Annotated in this window: 10 protein-coding genes, 1 tRNA gene and 1 rRNA gene; 11 read left to right on the top strand and 1 reads right to left on the bottom strand. The window is 49.9% G+C overall.

Going from position 1 to position 17,876, the window contains the following annotated elements:
• Nucleotides 1-41: 41 nt before the first annotated feature.
• The 3 genes from F4X88_19845 to F4X88_19835 all read left to right on the top strand — a co-directional run bounded on the left by F4X88_19845 (nt 42) and on the right by F4X88_19835 (nt 5,952).
• Entirely contained in the window at nt 42-4,208 is a 4,167-nt protein-coding gene (locus F4X88_19845) for a S8 family serine peptidase (GenBank protein MYA58534.1), read from the top strand.
• The gene (locus F4X88_19840; GenBank protein MYA58533.1) at nt 4,205-5,215 is read left to right on the top strand and encodes a diacylglycerol kinase family lipid kinase; all 1,011 of its coding nucleotides are present in this window, start codon (nt 4,205-4,207) and stop codon (nt 5,213-5,215) included. The genes F4X88_19845 and F4X88_19840 overlap by 4 nt, the downstream gene beginning before the upstream one ends.
• 473 nt (nt 5,216-5,688) lie before the next feature.
• On the top strand, nt 5,689-5,952 hold the full coding sequence (locus F4X88_19835; protein MYA58532.1) for a hypothetical protein: 264 nt from the start codon (nt 5,689-5,691) through the stop codon (nt 5,950-5,952).
• 122 nt (nt 5,953-6,074) lie between these two features.
• On the opposite strand, the gene F4X88_19830 is transcribed toward F4X88_19835, so the two are convergent.
• Nucleotides 6,075-7,853, bottom strand: coding sequence for a long-chain fatty acid--CoA ligase (locus tag F4X88_19830; protein MYA58531.1), 1,779 nt, complete (start codon nt 7,851-7,853; stop codon nt 6,075-6,077).
• Between the two features lie 295 nt (nt 7,854-8,148).
• Here F4X88_19830 and F4X88_19825 point away from each other — a divergent pair, with 295 nt between their 5' ends.
• The 8 genes from F4X88_19825 to F4X88_19790 all read left to right on the top strand — a co-directional run.
• On the top strand, nt 8,149-9,969 hold the full coding sequence (locus F4X88_19825; GenBank protein ID MYA58530.1) for an AAA family ATPase: 1,821 nt from the start codon (nt 8,149-8,151) through the stop codon (nt 9,967-9,969).
• Nucleotides 9,970-10,155: 186 nt separating this feature from the next.
• On the top strand, nt 10,156-11,682 hold the full coding sequence (locus F4X88_19820; protein ID MYA58529.1) for a proteasome accessory factor PafA2 family protein: 1,527 nt from the start codon (nt 10,156-10,158) through the stop codon (nt 11,680-11,682).
• Between the two features lie 15 nt (nt 11,683-11,697).
• Nucleotides 11,698-11,895, top strand: coding sequence for a ubiquitin-like protein UBact (locus F4X88_19815; GenBank protein ID MYA58528.1), 198 nt, complete (start codon nt 11,698-11,700; stop codon nt 11,893-11,895).
• Nucleotides 11,895-12,743 carry a proteasome subunit alpha gene (locus tag F4X88_19810; GenBank protein MYA58527.1) on the top strand — a complete coding sequence of 283 codons (849 nt, stop codon included), beginning with the start codon at nt 11,895-11,897 and terminating at the stop codon, nt 12,741-12,743. Before F4X88_19815 ends, F4X88_19810 begins: the two co-directional genes overlap by 1 nt.
• 284 nt (nt 12,744-13,027) lie before the next feature.
• A complete protein-coding gene (locus F4X88_19805; GenBank protein MYA58526.1) occupies nt 13,028-13,798 on the top strand; it encodes a hypothetical protein in 771 nt (256 codons plus the stop codon).
• Nucleotides 13,799-13,931: 133 nt separating this feature from the next.
• Entirely contained in the window at nt 13,932-15,374 is a 1,443-nt protein-coding gene (locus F4X88_19800; protein MYA58525.1) for a proteasome accessory factor PafA2 family protein, read from the top strand.
• Between the two features lie 129 nt (nt 15,375-15,503).
• Nucleotides 15,504-15,576, top strand: a tRNA-Ala gene (locus F4X88_19795).
• Nucleotides 15,577-15,927: 351 nt separating this feature from the next.
• Nucleotides 15,928-17,876: ribosomal RNA gene (locus F4X88_19790) — 23S ribosomal RNA — on the top strand; the annotation flags it as partial.

Raw genomic sequence — 17,876 nt, 5'->3', positions numbered from 1 at the left:
CCCTCTTTTAACTCAAGACTGATAATTGATAGCCATTCATTATGGAACACTGCAAGGTTTTGTTAATAACCCTCCTACTTTTAATAATGGCAATCTGCTCCGAATTCTCTCAGATGAAAGCGGAGAACTTGCCCTTCGCGAACACCGCTTCCGACATAACTCCGGGTGAATTGCTCATCCGCTTAACGCCTGATTCGGCATCGGAGCTTGATCGGTTGCAGGCGAACGCGCCAATCTCTATCTTGCACGTCCAGCATAAGGTTGAATCCCTACATCCGTTATTTTCCTACATCGAGCGTCCGTCGCTGAATTCTAACCTAAAGCGTATCTATCTGTTGCGATTTGCGCCTGACGCGCCGCTTGAGGATCTCAGGGCTGTTTACGAACAGAGTCCACTCGTTGAGGCTGTCGAGTATAATTACCTCCGTCCAACGCTGGCAACCGGTGTCGTTCCCAATGATCCGAAGTATCCTGAACAGTGGAGCCTACCGTTGATGAAGCTGCCACAGGCGTGGGCAATCGAAAAAGGCAACAGGAACGTTGTAATCGCCATTATTGATTCCGGCATCGACTACAGACACGATGATCTGGCACCCAAGGCGTGGATAAATCCGGGCGAGATGCCTGAAAACGGGTTAGACGACGACGGCAACGGCTACATTGATGATGTTTACGGTTGGGATTTTACCGACGCGCCTAATTTGCAAGCAGAGGGTGATTACCTTGAAGGCGATAACGAGCCGATTGATGAGAAAGGACACGGCACACACGTCGCGGGTATCGCCGGGGCTATGCCTGATAACGGGATCGGTATCGCCGGGGTGGCTTGGGACTGTCCGCTCATGGCAATACGCGCTGGACTCTCGATAGGTGGGAGTTCTCGGATGCAGGATGACGACTCCGCCGCGGCGATTGTCTATGCCGTTGACAACGGCGCGAGGGTCGTCAATATGAGTTGGGGCAGTGAGCGTCGCTCTTTCGTTATTCAGGACGCAATCGATTACGCGTATGCACGGGATGCAATCCTTGTCGCCGCCGCCGGCAATTCGCAGAAGCCTACCGCGATCTTTCCTGCTGCCTATCGGAAGGTCATCGCTGTCGCATCTACTGAACAGAATCAGCAACGGTTTTACCAGTCTAATTTTGGTGCATCTGTGGACATCGGTGCTCCCGGCAACGTGATTCTCAGCACGCAGATTCATAACCAATATCGGCTCCTCACTGGGACTTCAATGGCATCGCCACACGTGGCGGGTGTTGCGGCGTTGTTACTCGCCAAACGTCCCGCCCTGACACATGAAGAGGTGCGACATATACTCATTAGCACCGCCGATCCTGTTTACCAAGAGGAGAGCGAGGCATTGGATGAGAGGTTTGTAGGGGCGGGCACTGTCAATGCCGAACGCGCACTCCTCGCAAGCGGTGTATTACAAGCACGTATCCTCGCACCTGAAACCAATAGTGGCGGCGCGGATTCAATTAATATTGTTGGGACCGCAGGTGGCTATAAGTTCCGTTCTTGGCAGCTCAGTTACGGAGAATCTACAGTTCCAACCCAATTTACGCCTTTCACACAATCTTCCAACGCCCAAAAAATCGGTGAGACGTTGGCTGTTTGGGATACCACAACCGTCCCAGAAGGGACTTATACCGTCCGTTTAACGGCAACCGCCACGGATGGACAACAGATACACGATCAAGTCGTATTGAGTGTAGACCGGACGCCCCCACAAATCATTTCCCTTACCGCAACGGATACACTTTACGGTGAGCGACCCCTTACCATTTTTACATGGGCAACAGATGATGTCACCCTGAATACACTCTATTATCGGCGAAAGGGGAGTCTCGCGCCTTTCGCTCCTATTGAGACAACCGATCTCGGCGTAGAACAATTCCTATTTCTGGGTTTAGAGCGCGGAACTTACCAGTTTTTTGTTGAAGCAGAGAACACGACAAACCTCAAGACGAGAGAGGATAACGGCGGCGCGTTTTATACCACTGAGGTTGTCGCTGGCTATATCTCGCCGAGCGGATTCACTGAAAAATTTCTCAATATCCCACCCCTCCACATCGCCAGCGTCACCGCAGACTTCGACAGAGACGGTCAGCTTGAAATCGTCGGGAGTCCGGTGTCCTCGGAAACGCTTGACACCGTAGGGGCTGGGTTACCCAGCCCGTCCACTATCCTCGCAGTCTATGAACGGCTTCCAAGCGGGCGGTATGAACTGGCACATACCCTTGAGAGCGTAGAGGGGCTCTCCAATCTCGAAAAATTCGTTACGTGGACAGTAGATGACACCGATAACGACGGTTTGCTCGAAGTCTTGGCGACCGACGATGCAAGAACCTTTCTTATGGAGAGTCTTACACCCCGGGGATACCCGCACCAGATCATCTGGGAAACCCCGTTTCTCGCCGGTGGCACGATCGCTGATTTGGATGGTGACGGACAAAAGGAAATTATCGGGGCGGATAACAACAATGACCGACTCCTTGTTTATGAATACGACCCTGCGACACGCACATATCTTGAGAGGGCTGTTTTGATGAACGAGTCCGCTGGTTCTAATGTATTCGCGCAAAACTTCGCGATTAACGACTTTGATGCCGATGGGAGCACGGAACTGATAGCAGCGGATAGCGAAGGGGATCTTTTCGTTTATGAGTCTACCTCTATCCGTAACACGTTCCGCCTTGAATGGCAGACACAACTTCCGCTTGAGGACATCACGCAACTCGCTACCGGGGATCTCACGGGTGATGGTTTACCTGAGTTTGTTGTTGGCGGTTTACTGTCGCTACCGGATAACCCTTCGGGACCACTTATCTGGAAGTTTTTTGTCTTCACGCATACGTTAAACGGCTACGCCGTGCTTTCGGAAGGGACGCGTCCTGCGACTGTCGCGATTGCACCGCACCGACGAAGCGGGAATAGTCTCGCAATCGCGGACTTGGAAGGTGATGGTCACAATCGGTTGGTCATCGCGACCTATCCGAATCTCTATGTGATGCAGTGGGATGGAACGGCGATGGTCCCCCTCTGGCACCGAAAGATGGCGGAAACCCCCGCGCTCCTTACCGCGGAACTCAACCAAAACGGGTTCGATGAATTTTACGTTAACCTTGAAGAGGGTATCTACCACTTTGAATCCATCTACGCAACCGACCCGAATGCCATTGATACGCTTAAGCCGTGGAACGTTGAAGCAAGACCGCTGACACAGAAAGCGGTTCACGTTACATGGGATGCCGAGGAGAACGACGAAACGGATACGGAGCAGACAGGTCAGACGCGCTCCTTTACTGTCTACCGTGCACAAGGGGAAAAAAGGGAAGGACCCGCCACTAACGCTTATGAAAAGGTGTCAGAAAACCTCACCGTCACGAGGTTTCTCGATAGGCGGGTTACGAAGGATAATACCTACTGGTACGCTATCACAACGAAAGACGAAAACGGGAATGAAACGGAACGCACCGAACCTGTTTCTGCGACACCGCGGGAACCCCCGCAGCTGATTGGGGCGACCTATCACCGTCCAGGAGGGGATGGACATCCAACTCGGTTTCCAGAATCTGAAATTCAGATACCCAATGGGGTGTCTACGAGTGGAAATTTCTGGGTCATCGTCACCTTTGACCGACGGATGGATCCCGGGATTGGGAACGAGAACCGCTATGTCTTACGCGCCGCTGAGCGGATTGGTGGGGTGAGTCCGGTGTCCGCTATCCGCGACAGGATGGGGCGGCGCGCACTCTTGGCGTTTGATACAGGCAATCTGCTTGAGCACTTCGGGCAATCGCTCACTGATACGACAGACCAATATGAGATTACCGTCTCCAATGTGGTCGATATTGATGAGAATCCTATCCGTGCTTCTACACAACCGCTTGAAATACCCCTCGATGTTATCGGAATGGCAGTGTCTGACTTGACGCAGGTGCGGGTCTATCCAAATCCGGTTCGTCCTAACATCGCTGACAAAGGGGCAATCACTTTCGATAGGTTGCCTATCGGCACCCGCATCCAACTTTTTACTGCAGGCGGTGAGTTGCTTGAAACATTGGATGTGACCGATCAGGATCACAACCGCAAGGAATGGTGGCTTACGAGCAACAACACCGCAGACGTATCAACCGGTATCTATATCTATGTTCTTGAATTTGAGACCGAAAAAAGGATAGGCAAAATCGCAGTCATAAAATGAACAATTTTATTCTCATTGCAAACCCCATTTCAGGTAAAGGACACGCGAAAAGCATTGCTGAACAGGCGTATACTGCGCTCACTGAATCTGGTGCTCAGGGACAATTGACCTTCACTTCGGCATCCGGCGATGCCAAGCGTTTCGCACAAGAAGCCGTCTCCGATGGCATCCGATCCGTAATTGCGTGCGGAGGTGATGGAACACTCCACGAAGTCGTCAATGGTATTGCAACCGTTCCCGATGTAACCTTGGGTGTGCTCCCGTGTGGTCGTGGCAACGATTTTGCAGCTGCGATAGGTGTGCCGCTGAAACCGGAAGTCGCAATCGCAACCCTCTTATCTGGCACACCTATCCGTGTGGATTTAGGATGTTGCTACCAGAATAGCAACCAGCAGTCAACTGTTAATCCAGATGATGTAGCCCGTAATGAAATGGAGGGAGGATCTACGGAAAGGTGCTTCAATGTCCAAACCTCACCGACCGAACCGCAAGGAAAAATTAAAAACTACTTCATTACCATCGCCACTTGCGGTTACGATACGGAGGTGAGTCGTCGGGCGGCGAAGGGCACACCGCTGTTTGCAGGCACTGCCTCCTATGCTTACGCAGCCGTAGAGACGCTTTTCTATTACGACCCGCCGTTCGTCCGTCTTGAAGGCGATTTTGGTGTCCATGAGGGACCCCTCCTCCTCGCTGCGACCGGCATCACAAATCGATACGGGGGTGGGTTTCAGATTGTGCCGAAGGCTCGCATCGACGATGGACTTTTCGATGTTTGTATTATCCGTCCAGTGTCCTCTCTAACGGTGTTACGGCTACTGGTGACACTTTTCTGGGGGGGACACGTTTCACATCCTGCCGTATCCATGCACCAGACCCGCACTTTAACAATTGAGACGGATACCCCCATGCTGCTGTATGCCGATGGCGAGCCGATGTGCGAAACCCCTGCCACAATTGAGATCATCAAGCACGGGCTTGCGGTAATGGCACCCACAGTGCCATGAGTTTGCCCCAAGGATTTGCACTCTGTTTTTTACGAGAAAAGACGCGCGCCAAACTATTGGGGTCCCGAGTGACGCAATTTTTGCGTGTCGTGACGCAATTTTTGCGTCCAGACGATAACCTGAAGGGCCCGAGGGCATCTGCTTTTTTCCGCAAAACAAACTTTTATAGTAGATTTTGAAAATAAGTTTACACTTCTGCCCCCGGTAGGCGAGGTTTCCTAACCTCGCCGATGCAAAAAAGTGTAAAGGTAATTACGGGTTTTACTATAAATTGAAATTTGGAAGTTATAGGCAGCAGTTGATAAACCCTGTGGATATAAGGGTTTAGAAGCATTCTATCGTGAAAAGATTTTTGCAATGTTAGCAATTTTCGCTGAGAAAATACCATTTTTCATCGAATTGGCATGAAATTTGCTTAATAGACTTAATTCAGGAGGCTACTCTCCTGAACTCACGACAAAATGGAGTTTCCAATGAGAACTTTTGCTTTTATCTCTATAGTCTTTCTACTGTTGATAGGTGTGGGGGTCGTTTATGTCCAGTGGGAAACGAAAAACTTTGTAGAAAGTCTGCCGAAACCGCCGTCAACATCTGATGCCACCCCGGAAACACCGCGAGACTCATCCACCGCAGGACCCGATACTGTGAATAACACCCGGCAGCTACTGCCCGAAGATGAAAGTCCCGATGTATCTTTTGAAAATGTCGGTGATCTGAATCTAAGGCGAAAGGACTAAAAGCATTGGAGGCTATGGTCCAACACTATGAAGCAGAGGGGCATAAGAGCATACCTGGTGATTAAGTCTGGCGACCACAGCGTAATCGGTCATCCGGATGGCAGTCAGGAGATAGATGTAGATTAAGCGTCCTCAGGATACATCTCCGCAATCGCATCCCCGTATCGCTCCATAATAACGTTCCGCTTCAACTTCAGCGTCGGTGTCATCTCATCCGCTTCTTGTGAGAACTCCTTTTCAAGGAGTTTAAACCGTCGCACCTGTTCAAAGTCCGAGAAATCGGTCAACCGACTTCGGATTTCACCTTGAATGAGTTGTTGGACCTCCCGCGTCTCATGTAGGGGCGGGGTTTCCCCGTCCGTCCGTTCCGTTGCAACGTTATTCTCCGCTGCCCACGCCTTAAGTGCGTCGAAATTCGGAACAATCAGTGCCGCGAGATTTTTACGTTCGTTGCCGACCAGCATAATCTGGTCAATAAACGGACTTTGCACCAATTCACTCTCTATCGGTTGTGGGGCGACGTTCTTACCGTTGGAAAGCACAATAATATTCTTCTTCCGATCGGTAATCTTAACGAACCCGTCCTCATCAATGAGACCGATGTCGCCCGTGTAAAACCACCCCTCTTCGTCGATAACCTCTGCTGTCGCGGCTTCGTTATTGAAATACCCTTTCATGACGTGTGGACCGCGGGTGAGAATCTCACCATCTTCAGCGATGTGCACCTCTACACCGGGGGCAGGCACACCAACCGTTCCAAACTTCCATTGTGCGGGATGGTTCATACTAATGACAGGCGATGTCTCCGTTAAACCGTATCCTTCCAAAATCAATATGCCCGCCGCGTGGAAAAACTCGGCGATCGATTGTGGTAACGCCGCGCCACCTGAGACGAAGAAGCGTAGCCGCCCCCCCGTTGCCGCCTTCAATTTCGCGAAAACCAGTTTGTCCGCAATGTTCTGTTGTAATTGCAAAATTGCAGACGGCTTTTTTCCCTTTTGAATCGCTGAACTGACGGATGAACCCACGGAGACACCCCAATGAAAAATCTTTTGTTTGAGCGATGAGCCTTCCTGCACGGCACGCAGGATTCTGTCATGCATGGTTTCATAGAGTCTCGGCACACTGAGCATCACTGTCGGGGCAACCTCCCGCATATTCTGGGCGACCGTGAACGTGCTCTCGGCGTAAGCCACCTTCGCACCTGAGGACAATGGCACATAATGCCCGCCGAGCCGCTCAAATACGTGTGATAGCGGTAGGAACGACAGCAACACGTCTGCATCACTGACCTCAATCAGCGATTTACACGCCTGTAAATTTGAAATGAAATTCGCATGTGTTAGCATGACCCCCTTCGGGTCTCCTGTTGTTCCTGAAGTATAGATAATCGTTGCGATGTCATTTTCGCTCACGTCGGCATCTGTTGCCTGTCCGTCCAGTTCGCAGACTTCCTCAAATTGGATAACACCTTCAGGGAGTTCACCTTCAATCGGGTCAAAGACAATTATCTGCTCAAGTGTCGGCACTTCATCCCGGATAGCGGTTACCTTCTCCAACTGCCGGCTCGTGGAGACGCAGATAATTTTTGATCCGGAATCTTTTAGAATATAACCGACCTGTGCCGCAGTCAGCGTTGAGAACATCGGCACGGTTACCGCACCGGCTTTGAGGCTACCAAAATCCGTGATTGCCCATTCGGGACGGTTCTCAGAGAGAAGTGCGACCCGATCCTCCTTTTGCACCCCTAAAGCGTTTAACCCTTTACGGAAAGCGTCCACCGATTCGCCAAATTTAGCATAAGAGATGTCTTGATAGGTGCCACCTTTCGGTTTATGCGCCAATGCGGGTTTACTGCCATAGTGTTGGATTGAGTGTTCTAACAGAGATATGAGTGTCATAAGATTGCTTCTCCTGTTTACCTCGCAAATTTCTTATAGGAGGGATCCCCGAATCCCGATGGCTATCCTAACATACGGATTGACAGAAGTCAAGTTAATCGTTCGCGAACGAAATTCCACCTAAACTTGTTTTTTTTCTTGCATTTGTGTTGTAAGTTGTGCTAAACTATTGAAAATTATCGCAGTATACCGCAATTTAAGTAGGATATAAATAAATAAATAAATATTCGTAAAATTGTGGGAAATGTGGTAAACTCTATCGTAAAGTCATCCGCGCTGTCTGAGGAGATGTCAAATGTACGATAAGAAGAATCGTAGAACTGCGGGTCCAGGTCCCGATGGGAACGACCTGTTTATTGAAGATGACGAGGAACTTGAAGAGGAACTCACTCCTGAAGAGGAGGCAATGGGTTCTGGCTATTCCTTGCAGTTAATTCACCACATTATCGCCGAGACCCCGGTAGATGACCGGCGCCGTCGCTGGCTCATGGAACTCCGTCGCTCTATTCTCAGCGATGAAGGTGAATTTCAGGAGAGGGTCCGTGCCATTCAGCAAGAGGCACTCCGTATCCACGCCGAAATGGAGGAGCAGATTGAAAAACTCACTGCACCGGCGAACCGGATCGGAACCTTGCTCGGATTGCCCAAAGAAGACATTGCCCGCGTTATCGTCGGTGGCTCCGAATACTATGCGAATATTGATCCGGAACTGGAAGCGTCCAACCTTAAAAAGGGGTTCAGCATCCTACTGAACGACGCTTTTGTCGTTGTCGGTGAACTCGGATACAACGATGCAGGTCCCATTGCAAAGATCGCCGATGTCATGCCGGATGGACGGCTCCGGATCGGTCAAGAACCGAACGCTCAAACCGTCATCCTTGAACGCTCCACGGACCTCGTAGATGAAAAACTGAAGCCCGGTGATGAGGTGCGGATTGACTCCAATTTCCGTGTCGCCCTTGAACATATCGCCGCGAAAGAGACAGACGCTTACGCGCTTGAGGCGGTCCCGAATATACCCTGGTCAAAGGTCGGCGGGCTTGAGGAAACTATCCAACGCATTAAGGACACGATTGAACTGCCGATCCTGCACCCCGAACTTTTTGAACGGTTCCAATATAGCGCACCGAAAGGTTTCCTGCTCCACGGACCTCCAGGCTGTGGAAAAACGCTCATTGGCAAGGCGACGGCTTACAATTTAACCCAGCGGCTCCGAAGGGAAAGCGGCGAGGATGTTGAAGGCTGTTTCTTACATATCAAGGGACCCGAGATTCTCAACATGTGGCTCGGCGAATCCGAGCGGAAGGTGCGAGAAATTTTTCAGATCGCCCGTGAGAAAAAAGAGGATGGCAAACTGGCTTTCGTCTTTATCGATGAAGCCGAGTCAATACTGGGGACCCGTCGGGCACTCAGATCCCACAGTATCTCGAATACACTCGTCCCGATGTTTTGTGCAGAGATGGATGGTATTGAATCACTGCAGGATGTCGTCATTATTTTAGCGACAAACCGTCCTGATTTGATTGATCCTGCCATTTTACGTCCAGGGCGCATTGATAGAAAGATTAAAGTAACACGTCCAGATGCAGAGGCTGCAAAGGATATCTTCCGTATCTATCTCACTCCTGAACTTCCCATCGCTTCACTCTTGGATGCGGAGAAGGAAACCGAAACAGGAAAGGGTGAAACACCGCCTGAAGTTATCCCGGCTGAGAAAGCCGTTGCAGATCTTATCGCACAGGTCGTTGATGAAATGTTCCGTGAAGACGAAGACAACCGATTCCTTGAAGTGTCTCTCAGGAGTGGCAGACGTGATATCCTCTATAAAGGACATCTCTGCAGCGGGGCGATTATTGAGTCGATTGTGCAGCGGGCGAAGGAATCCGCACTCAAACGTGCGATTCAGAACCCAGAGAAGGAAAGTGGTATTACACGCGCCGACCTGTTAAATGCTCTCGCAGCAGAATATGGTGAAAGCGAAATCTTCCCGCCGACTGAGGCGACTGAAGACTGGCTCAAACTCCTTGATTACGATCCAGCGAATGTTGTCAAAGTTACACCTATCAAGGCGGAGAAACAGGAGCGACGCAAAGCCTCCGGATCACGCGTTATTTAATTTTTCCGTGCGGTTCGGTGAGGTGAATAAAAAACGAGCCTCTCCGTATATCCGCTCTCCATTTCATTACGGGCTATGTGTTTGTTGTTATTTTGGGATGTATCGCTCCTCAAATCCAGTTGGGACTTCACCAGAAACCTGCGCGTAATAGAAGGGCGCGCAGTCCAGGGGCTCGTAGTTTAAAATATGGAAAGACTTTTTGGAATCGAAACTGAATACGGAATAACGCTCGAAAATGAAGCGCACCTTGATGCCGTCAAGCAATCTATTGAGCTCATAAAAAGCTACCGACAGGAAGATTTTCGACCCGTGTGGGACTACCGCGGCGAGGACCCGTTTCGAGATGAACGCGGCTTTCGGGCGAATGCCCTCTCCAATCACCCTGATGAGAAGGAAGAGGAAGAACGCGACCGGAACCGCAATCTTAAAGAACGGCTCTCTTTTGCTGAAATCAAAAGCGATCACATCCTCGCTAACGGGGCACGGCTCTACAACGACCACGCACACCCGGAGTATTCAACGCCTGAATGCAGTCGTCTCTTCGACCTCGTCGCACACGATAAAGCCGGCGAACGCATCCTTCAACGGTGTGCCGAAACACGCAGTCAGAAACTCGGAAGACGGGTGCTTTTATACAAAAATAATACCGATTTCCATGGGCATAGTTACGGGTGCCACGATAACTACCTGATGGCACGCGAAGTACCGTTTGAAACGCTTAAGCAAGGTATCATGCCGTTCTTTATTACACGCCAGATCTTCGCAGGCGCAGGAAAGATCGGCATTGAAACAGAAGCCGGACTCGCGACCCCAGGACACTACCAGTTATCTCAAAGATCCGATTTCTTTCACGTGGAGGCGAGTGTGGATACCATGCATAACCGTCCTATCGTCAACACGCGAGATGAACCGCATGCGGATGCCTCTAAATATCGTAGGTTACACGGCATCGCGGGCGATGCGAATATGTCCGAATACGCAACGGCACTCAAGGTCGGCACGACAGCACTTGTGATTACCTTGATTGAACAACGACGGATCCCAGAGCACTTAGCACTCGTCAACCCCATTGATACCATCAAAACTGTATCGCATGACCAGACGTATCGTTGGATAGTAATGACGGCGGAAGGGAAAACAATGTCCGCCATCGACCATCAACGTGAGTATCTTGCCCTCGCACAGAAGTATCTTAGCAATAGCGAGGTAACCTCGTTCCTCCCTGAAACCGACTGGGTGCTCACCGAGTGGGAGGATACCCTCAACACCCTTGAGGCGGACCCAATGTCGCTCACGGATCGACTGGATTGGGTCGCGAAAAAATGGTTGCTTGAAACGTTTGCTGAGGAAGAGGGAGTCGCCTGGGACGACCCATGGCTCCAAAGTTTGGATTTAGAATATCACAACATCGATCTTGATGAAGGGTTATACTATGGGATTCCGATGCGGCGCGTCGTCACGGACGAACAGATTGATGCCGCCCTCCATAATCCACCTGCTGACACACGGGCATACTTCCGCGGACGCGCTGTAGATCGATTCAGCAGTGCCATAAAGGCGATACAGTGGGATAGTATTACCTTCACTGTAAACGGACGCACCCGCGAAGTCAATCTAAATGCCCTCGCGGATGCGGCGATCGCACGCCAATATAACGAGGTGCTCGATCAATCGCCAACCGTTGAGACGCTCATTGAGAAGTTGCATCTATAAAAAAGGAGACATAAAATGACAGCCAAAATGATTGCTCAACTTGAACGGAAACAAAGGGACACCAAACCCATCGGTCCCGGTGATGGTGATAGTGATAACGAGGGACCCAAAAGACAGAAAGTCAGCCGGCCCGATACACAAGAACTGCTCAAACGGATGCGCCGTGTTGACAAAGATCAGTCCAGACGGTATCGCCAAAGAACGGGGGAGTAATGAACGCTTTTTTTAATAATTCGCAAAGCGTTAAATCAAGCGATAACCATAAAGGGGATTTCCTCAGTCTTTTAAAACAAGCAAACTATCCTTTGACAATAGATGTGCCGTCGGAAACATCACAGCACGGTGCTGACATTGAGATAGCACATAGCACAACCGTTGTTGCTGTTCGTTACCGAGAGGGTGTTATGATCGCAGGTGACCGGCGTGCCACCGCTGGCACTTCTGTCATCTATGATCGCGCAGAGAAGGTTTTACAGATTGATAGGCATTCTGTGCTCGCTATTTCAGGTTCACCCGCAATCGCTTATGAGATCGCCCGAATATTGGAGCATTCGTTTCAATACTTTCGCCGCAGCCAGCTCCAAGAATTGAGTCTTGAAGGCAAGCTCCGAATGCTATCGCGGCTCATCCGGGAGAATCTGCCGATGGCACTTCAAGGTATCGGGGGCGTTATCCCGATCTTTGCACTCTACGATTTGAATACCGCTGATGACAAGAATGGCGGCAAGATTTTCTTCTATGACGCACTCGGTGCACATTTTGAAAACGTCAATTTTGCCACGACCGGTTCCGGCTCCATCTGGATCCGCGGCGTTTTACGCTATCTCTCTCGATTCGGTGATACCCCCTTGCGGGAGATGGATGAGCGGCAGGCGACCATCACGATCTTACGCCTTTTGGACACAGCCAGCGAGTACGATGCCGCAACAAGCGGTTACAATGCAAGGGCACAAATATTCCCAAATATCAAAACTGTGACACGCACCGGCGTTGAAGATATTCCTGACGATGAATTGGAAACCTGTTACGCTGAAGCACAACCCGACGGAGAGACTGTTTAGTCTCGCATCTATACCGAATTTCCAAGGTCTGTTATAGAGCGCGCGTAGTTCGTAACATTGTCCTGCAGGTTTCCTATAGAGGCTTGCACAAGGAGGACGGATACGGAAGCGCACAGTATTCTCCAAACGCACCTAACCGAACCGCAAGGAAAAATTAAAAAATCGTCCAAAGCGCGCAGCTCGTAATGAAATGGAGAGCGAATTTCAGAACGAGATGTCAAAGCACAAACCCGCGGCGTTTAACCGCAAGGAACAATTAAAAAACCGCAAGGAAAGTTAAAAGAATGCGAGATGAACCGTATCGCTGGATAGAAGCGATTCAAGACCGACGAGATTACATTGAAGACCAACTTCGGGTCGGAAGTCCCGTTGTAGGGCTTACCTATAACCAAGGCATGGTACTCCTCACGATTGGTAGAGGACAACGCAAAATTTTTGAAGTGCATGACCGAATCGCACTCTCCGCAATCGGACATCCCGCCGATATTGAACGCCTCCGAATGCTTGTGACCGATACCGCCAGCGTCCAAGGTTTCCAAAATGCCACCGAAGATGTCAACCTACACCGACTCACGAACTTCGTTTTAGCACATACCTTTAAACAAGCGTTCGAGTCCATTGTCGGTGAAGCGTATATCATTAAAATGTTGCTCGCTGAACTCGGCAGCACAGACGGTAAAAACCGTTTTACCTGTATCAACTACGACGGGAACGTCCGAACAGACACAACCGCTACCGTTATCGGCGGAACAGAAGCCATCGAGACGGGAATGCAAAACTATCTCGCGACGGCTTCTACAGATGCCGACAGAGATTTAGCCGCTGCCCTCCAGTTGGGTTTAGAAGCGTGGGCAGTCGGTAGAGAATTGAGTTCACGGGAACCGGAGGAAGCCGAATCGGAGGACACCCAGATAGATACTTCCCAGATGCACGAAATTATCAAGCTTGCACGAGAAGATGGTGAAATTGAAGCAGGGGTTTTGGAGACAACCCAACGCGGAACGAGTAAATTTCGGCTGCTAACCTCTCAGGAAATTGAAACTGCCCTCCCATAATTTCTTTTCCTTTTTCTACCAACCTGTAGCCTGCAACAACGGCTCAGGCGGTTTTAAGGAACGCATTTGATAGTCCAAACGCCCGTTGTTCCTCCGCAAGGTAAAATTAAAAATCCGTAAGGTAAAATTAAAAATGAAGAAAAGAATTTTTGGAATCGAAACTGAATTTGGGTGCATGACGGATACCGAACGGGTTCGTGGGACCTCTGAAGGGGTTGCGGCGCGCGTCCGAGATTACGTCTTCGATGTGTTGGAACTCGGTCTTCGGGATATCCACTACCGGGACTGGGGCGAACCCCCAGGCAACGGCGGGTTTCTATACAATGGTGGGCGGCTCTACATCGATATGGGGCATCTGGAGTATGCGACCCCTGAATGTGGCACACTCTTTGACCTTATCGCTTACGATAAAGCCATCGAACATGTCATCAACAATATCCTCACGGATACAGGGTTACCCACGGCGTTTTTCAAAAATAATATTGATCATTTTACGGGTGCAACCTTCGGATGTCACGAAAACTTCCAAATCAGTCGGGACGTTCCCTTTTACCGTGTTGTCATCCCGACACTTATGCCCTTCTTCGTTACACGCCAAATTTACGCAGGGACGGGCAGAGTCGGGGCTTACGATGAAATGATTGAATTCGGTGATTTTCACGACGAACTTGCCGAGCATCAATACTATCAAATCTCGCAGCGCGCCGATCACATCGTCACTGAAATATACGAATGGATCCAGTTCAGCCGCGCCATCATCAATACACGAGACGAACCCCTCAGCGATTACACAAAATACCGGCGCCTCCATCTTCTCGTTGGCGATTCCAATATGTCAGAATACGCAACCGCCCTGAAGGTAGGCACGACTGCACTTTTGCTCTCTGCTATTGAAACATTCCACGACATGCATGGCGAAAAATTGCCCCTCCCGGGTTTCGAACTCGCGGATCCCGTCTACGCGATCCGGCACATCTCACGCGATAATACCTTCACGTGGCGCGTCGAACTGAAATCGGGAAAAACGATCTCTGCTGTTGATTTACAGAGAGAGTATCTTAACTTCGTTCAGGCTTTGATTACCGAACGGGACGAGGAAACCGAATGGGTGCTTGCGGCATGGGAGTCGATCCTTGATGACCTCGAAGACGGGTGGCTAAATGTTATTGATCGCGTCGATTGGGCGGCAAAGAAATGGCTGCTCGAAGCCTTCATTGATGAAGAGAAATTAGATTGGGAGGATCCTTGGATTAAAAGTCAAGATTTAGAATATCATAACATCCATACGGAAAGCGGACTCTACTACGCCTTGGAGGCCCAGGGACACATGCAGCGGGTTGTCACCGATGAACACATTCAGCACGCTATTGACAACGCACCCCAAGATACCCGTGCCAAGGTTCGGGCATTCCTGATGCGGACCCTCACCCAAAACCGAATGCCTTGTATTGTTGACTGGCATCAAATATATGCAGGACACACAGAATACTTTGAGATGAAAGAACCGTTTGACACCAACATCACAAAGGCGCAAAGATGGATGAAACGGCTCCGGAAACGCCCCCCACGCACCTGATTTCTTCATTATTCTATATATCGTTGTAAAATAAATTTGACATTCAGCGTTTCCTGTGGTATACTTAACTCTGTTGCAAAATAAATTTGACGAAGTTAATTTTTTGTAGTATACTACATACTATCGTTTGGGGGTGTAGCTCAGTTGGGAGAGCATCTGGTTTGCAACCAGAAGGTCAGCGGTTCAAATCCGCTCATCTCCATCCGGGTTAGCTGTCTTCAGGAGAGGCATAATTGCCTTTAGTACGAGAGGAACAAGGTGGGCAGGCTCGGAGACCGAACGGCAGATTCGGTTCTCACGCTAAAAAAAAACGATAGTTGGTCGAATTTTGGCGAAAATTAGGTTTTTTTGCAAAATAAATTTGACAAAGTTATTTTTTTGTGGTATACTTACCATTGACGCACATAGGAGTCGCTCATTTAGGTGAGCATCTGTCATAAGTATGACAGACAGCGGTTCGATCCCGTTCAGCTCCATCGCCTATAATTAAATAGGTGTTGTTCTTTGACAATTGTATATAGAGGGTAAATCGGTAGAATAATTGATATTACTTATCAAGCTACTAAGAGCTTACGGTGGATGCCTTGGTGCCAGGAGTCGACGAAGGGCGTGACAGGCTGCGATAAGCTTCGGGGAGCCGCTTAATAGGCTTTGATCCGGAGATTCCCGAATCGGGCAACCGAGCAGGTTAATCCCTGCTACTCGTGTTTACACGAGGGACAACCAGGAGAAGTGAAACATCTCAGTACCCTGAGGAAAAGAAAGAAAACCTCGATTCCCCCAGTAGCGGCGAGCGAAAAGGGAAGAGCCCAAACCCGGTATATGTTCAAGCCTGAACGCGTTGTATATCGGGGGTTGTGGGGTTCGTTAGGTGTGGGTTCAGACACGCCGGAGAGGACCGTGCTTCTAGTCTAATGTCTCTGGAAAGAGCAACCGGAGCGGGTAAAAGTCCCGTGGACGAAAGAAGTGGCGCCTTTCAACGAGTACCCCAAGTACTACGGGATAGACAAACCTGTAGGAATCTAGGAGGACCACCTCCTAAGGCTAAATACTCCCTGGCGACCGATAGTGAACGAAGTACTGTGAAGGAAGTGGTGAAAAGTTCCCCCATTAGGGAAGTGAAAAGCCCCTGAAACCGTATAGCTTACAAGCTGTGGTAGTGCTAAGTCACGCAAGTGACATGCATGACCGCGTGCCTTTTGCATAATGAGCCGGCGACTTACTCTGTGTAGCAAGATTAAGCATCTTTGATGTGGAGTCGTAGCGAAAGCGAGTCTGAATAGGGCGTTGAGTTGCATGGAGTAGACCCGAAACCAAGTGATCTATCCATAGGCAAGGTGAAGCATATGTAAAAATATGTGGAGGCCTGAACCCACCAATGCTGAAAAATTGGGGGATGACCCGTGGATCGGAGTGAAAGGCTAATCAAACTTGGTGATAGCTGGTTCTCCCCGAAATAGCTTTAGGGCTAGCCTTATGCGTTCGGCAGTGGCGGTAGAGCTCTAATTGGACTCGCGGCCCCACCAGGTTAGCAACTCCAGTTAAACTGCAAATGCCATTGTCCTAAGCATGGGAGTCAGTCAGTAGGGGATAAGCTCTATTGACGAAAGGGAAACAGCCCAGACCACCAGCTAAGGTCCCTAAATACACGCTAAGTGGTAAAGGATGTTTTGTTGCTGAGACAGCCAGGATGTTGGCGTAGAAGTGGCAATCATTTAAAGAGTGTGTAATAACTCACTGGTTGAGCGACTTTGCACCGAAGATTTCCGGGGCTAAGCGTGTTACCGAAGCTGTGGATGTTCCAGAAGGGTTCCGTCAGGGGCCCGTATGGGGTGTGGTAGGGGAGCGTTCTATAGTAGGACTGAAGGAGAACCGTAAGGTGCTCTGGACGAATTAGAAGTGATTATGCCGGCATGAGTAACGATAAAACAAGTGAAAAGCTTGTTCGCCGAAAGCCTAAGGATTCCTGAGCAAGGTAAATCCCCTCAGGGTTAGTCGGATCCTAAGCCGAGGCCGAAAGGCGTAGGCGATGGGAAGCAGGCATAATATTCCTGCACCACCATGATACGGACGAAACTAGGGGAGACGCAGACAATAAGGACTACCAGCTGATGGATATGCTGGGTTAAGCCCGTCGGAGCGCACCAGGCAAATCCGGTGCATTATGCTCCTCAGGGTGAACAGGATTCCGTAAGGATGCAAACTGTCTCCACGGTCTGCCAAGAAAAGAACCTCGAGTGGACAACTCATGGTGACCGTACCGTAAACCGACACAGGTAGGCGAGGAGAGAATCCTAAGGCGCTCGAGAGAACTCTCGCTAAGGAACTCGGCAAAATTACCCCGTAACTTCGGGAGAAGGGGTGCTTTGAGTAGGGTTTCTGAAAAAAGCCGCAGTGAAATGGCCCATGCGACTGTTTACTAAAAACACAGGTCTCTGCTAAATCGCAAGATGATGTATAGGGACTGACGCCTGCCCGGTGCCAAAAAGTTAAGGTGAGGAG

Source organism: Candidatus Poribacteria bacterium (assembly GCA_009839745.1).
Taxonomy (GTDB): domain Bacteria; phylum Poribacteria; class WGA-4E; order WGA-4E; family WGA-3G; genus WGA-3G.
This window is presented reverse-complemented; position numbering and strand designations above follow the sequence as displayed.

Bases quoted from the DNA above. Each gene is read 5' to 3' on its own strand.
- F4X88_19810 (MYA58527.1), top strand. From the start codon at position 11,895: ATGAACGCTTTTTTTAATAATTCGCAAAGCGTTAAATCAAGCGATAAC.
- F4X88_19825 (MYA58530.1), top strand. From the start codon at position 8,149: ATGTACGATAAGAAGAATCGTAGAACTGCGGGTCCAGGTCCCGATGGG.
- F4X88_19805 (MYA58526.1), top strand. From the start codon at position 13,028: ATGCGAGATGAACCGTATCGCTGGATAGAAGCGATTCAAGACCGACGA.
- F4X88_19840 (MYA58533.1), top strand. From the start codon at position 4,205: ATGAACAATTTTATTCTCATTGCAAACCCCATTTCAGGTAAAGGACAC.
- F4X88_19800 (MYA58525.1), top strand. From the start codon at position 13,932: ATGAAGAAAAGAATTTTTGGAATCGAAACTGAATTTGGGTGCATGACG.
- F4X88_19835 (MYA58532.1), top strand. From the start codon at position 5,689: ATGAGAACTTTTGCTTTTATCTCTATAGTCTTTCTACTGTTGATAGGT.
- F4X88_19820 (MYA58529.1), top strand. From the start codon at position 10,156: ATGGAAAGACTTTTTGGAATCGAAACTGAATACGGAATAACGCTCGAA.
- F4X88_19815 (MYA58528.1), top strand. From the start codon at position 11,698: ATGACAGCCAAAATGATTGCTCAACTTGAACGGAAACAAAGGGACACC.
- F4X88_19830 (MYA58531.1), bottom strand. From the start codon at position 7,853: ATGACACTCATATCTCTGTTAGAACACTCAATCCAACACTATGGCAGT.
- F4X88_19845 (MYA58534.1), top strand. From the start codon at position 42: ATGGAACACTGCAAGGTTTTGTTAATAACCCTCCTACTTTTAATAATG.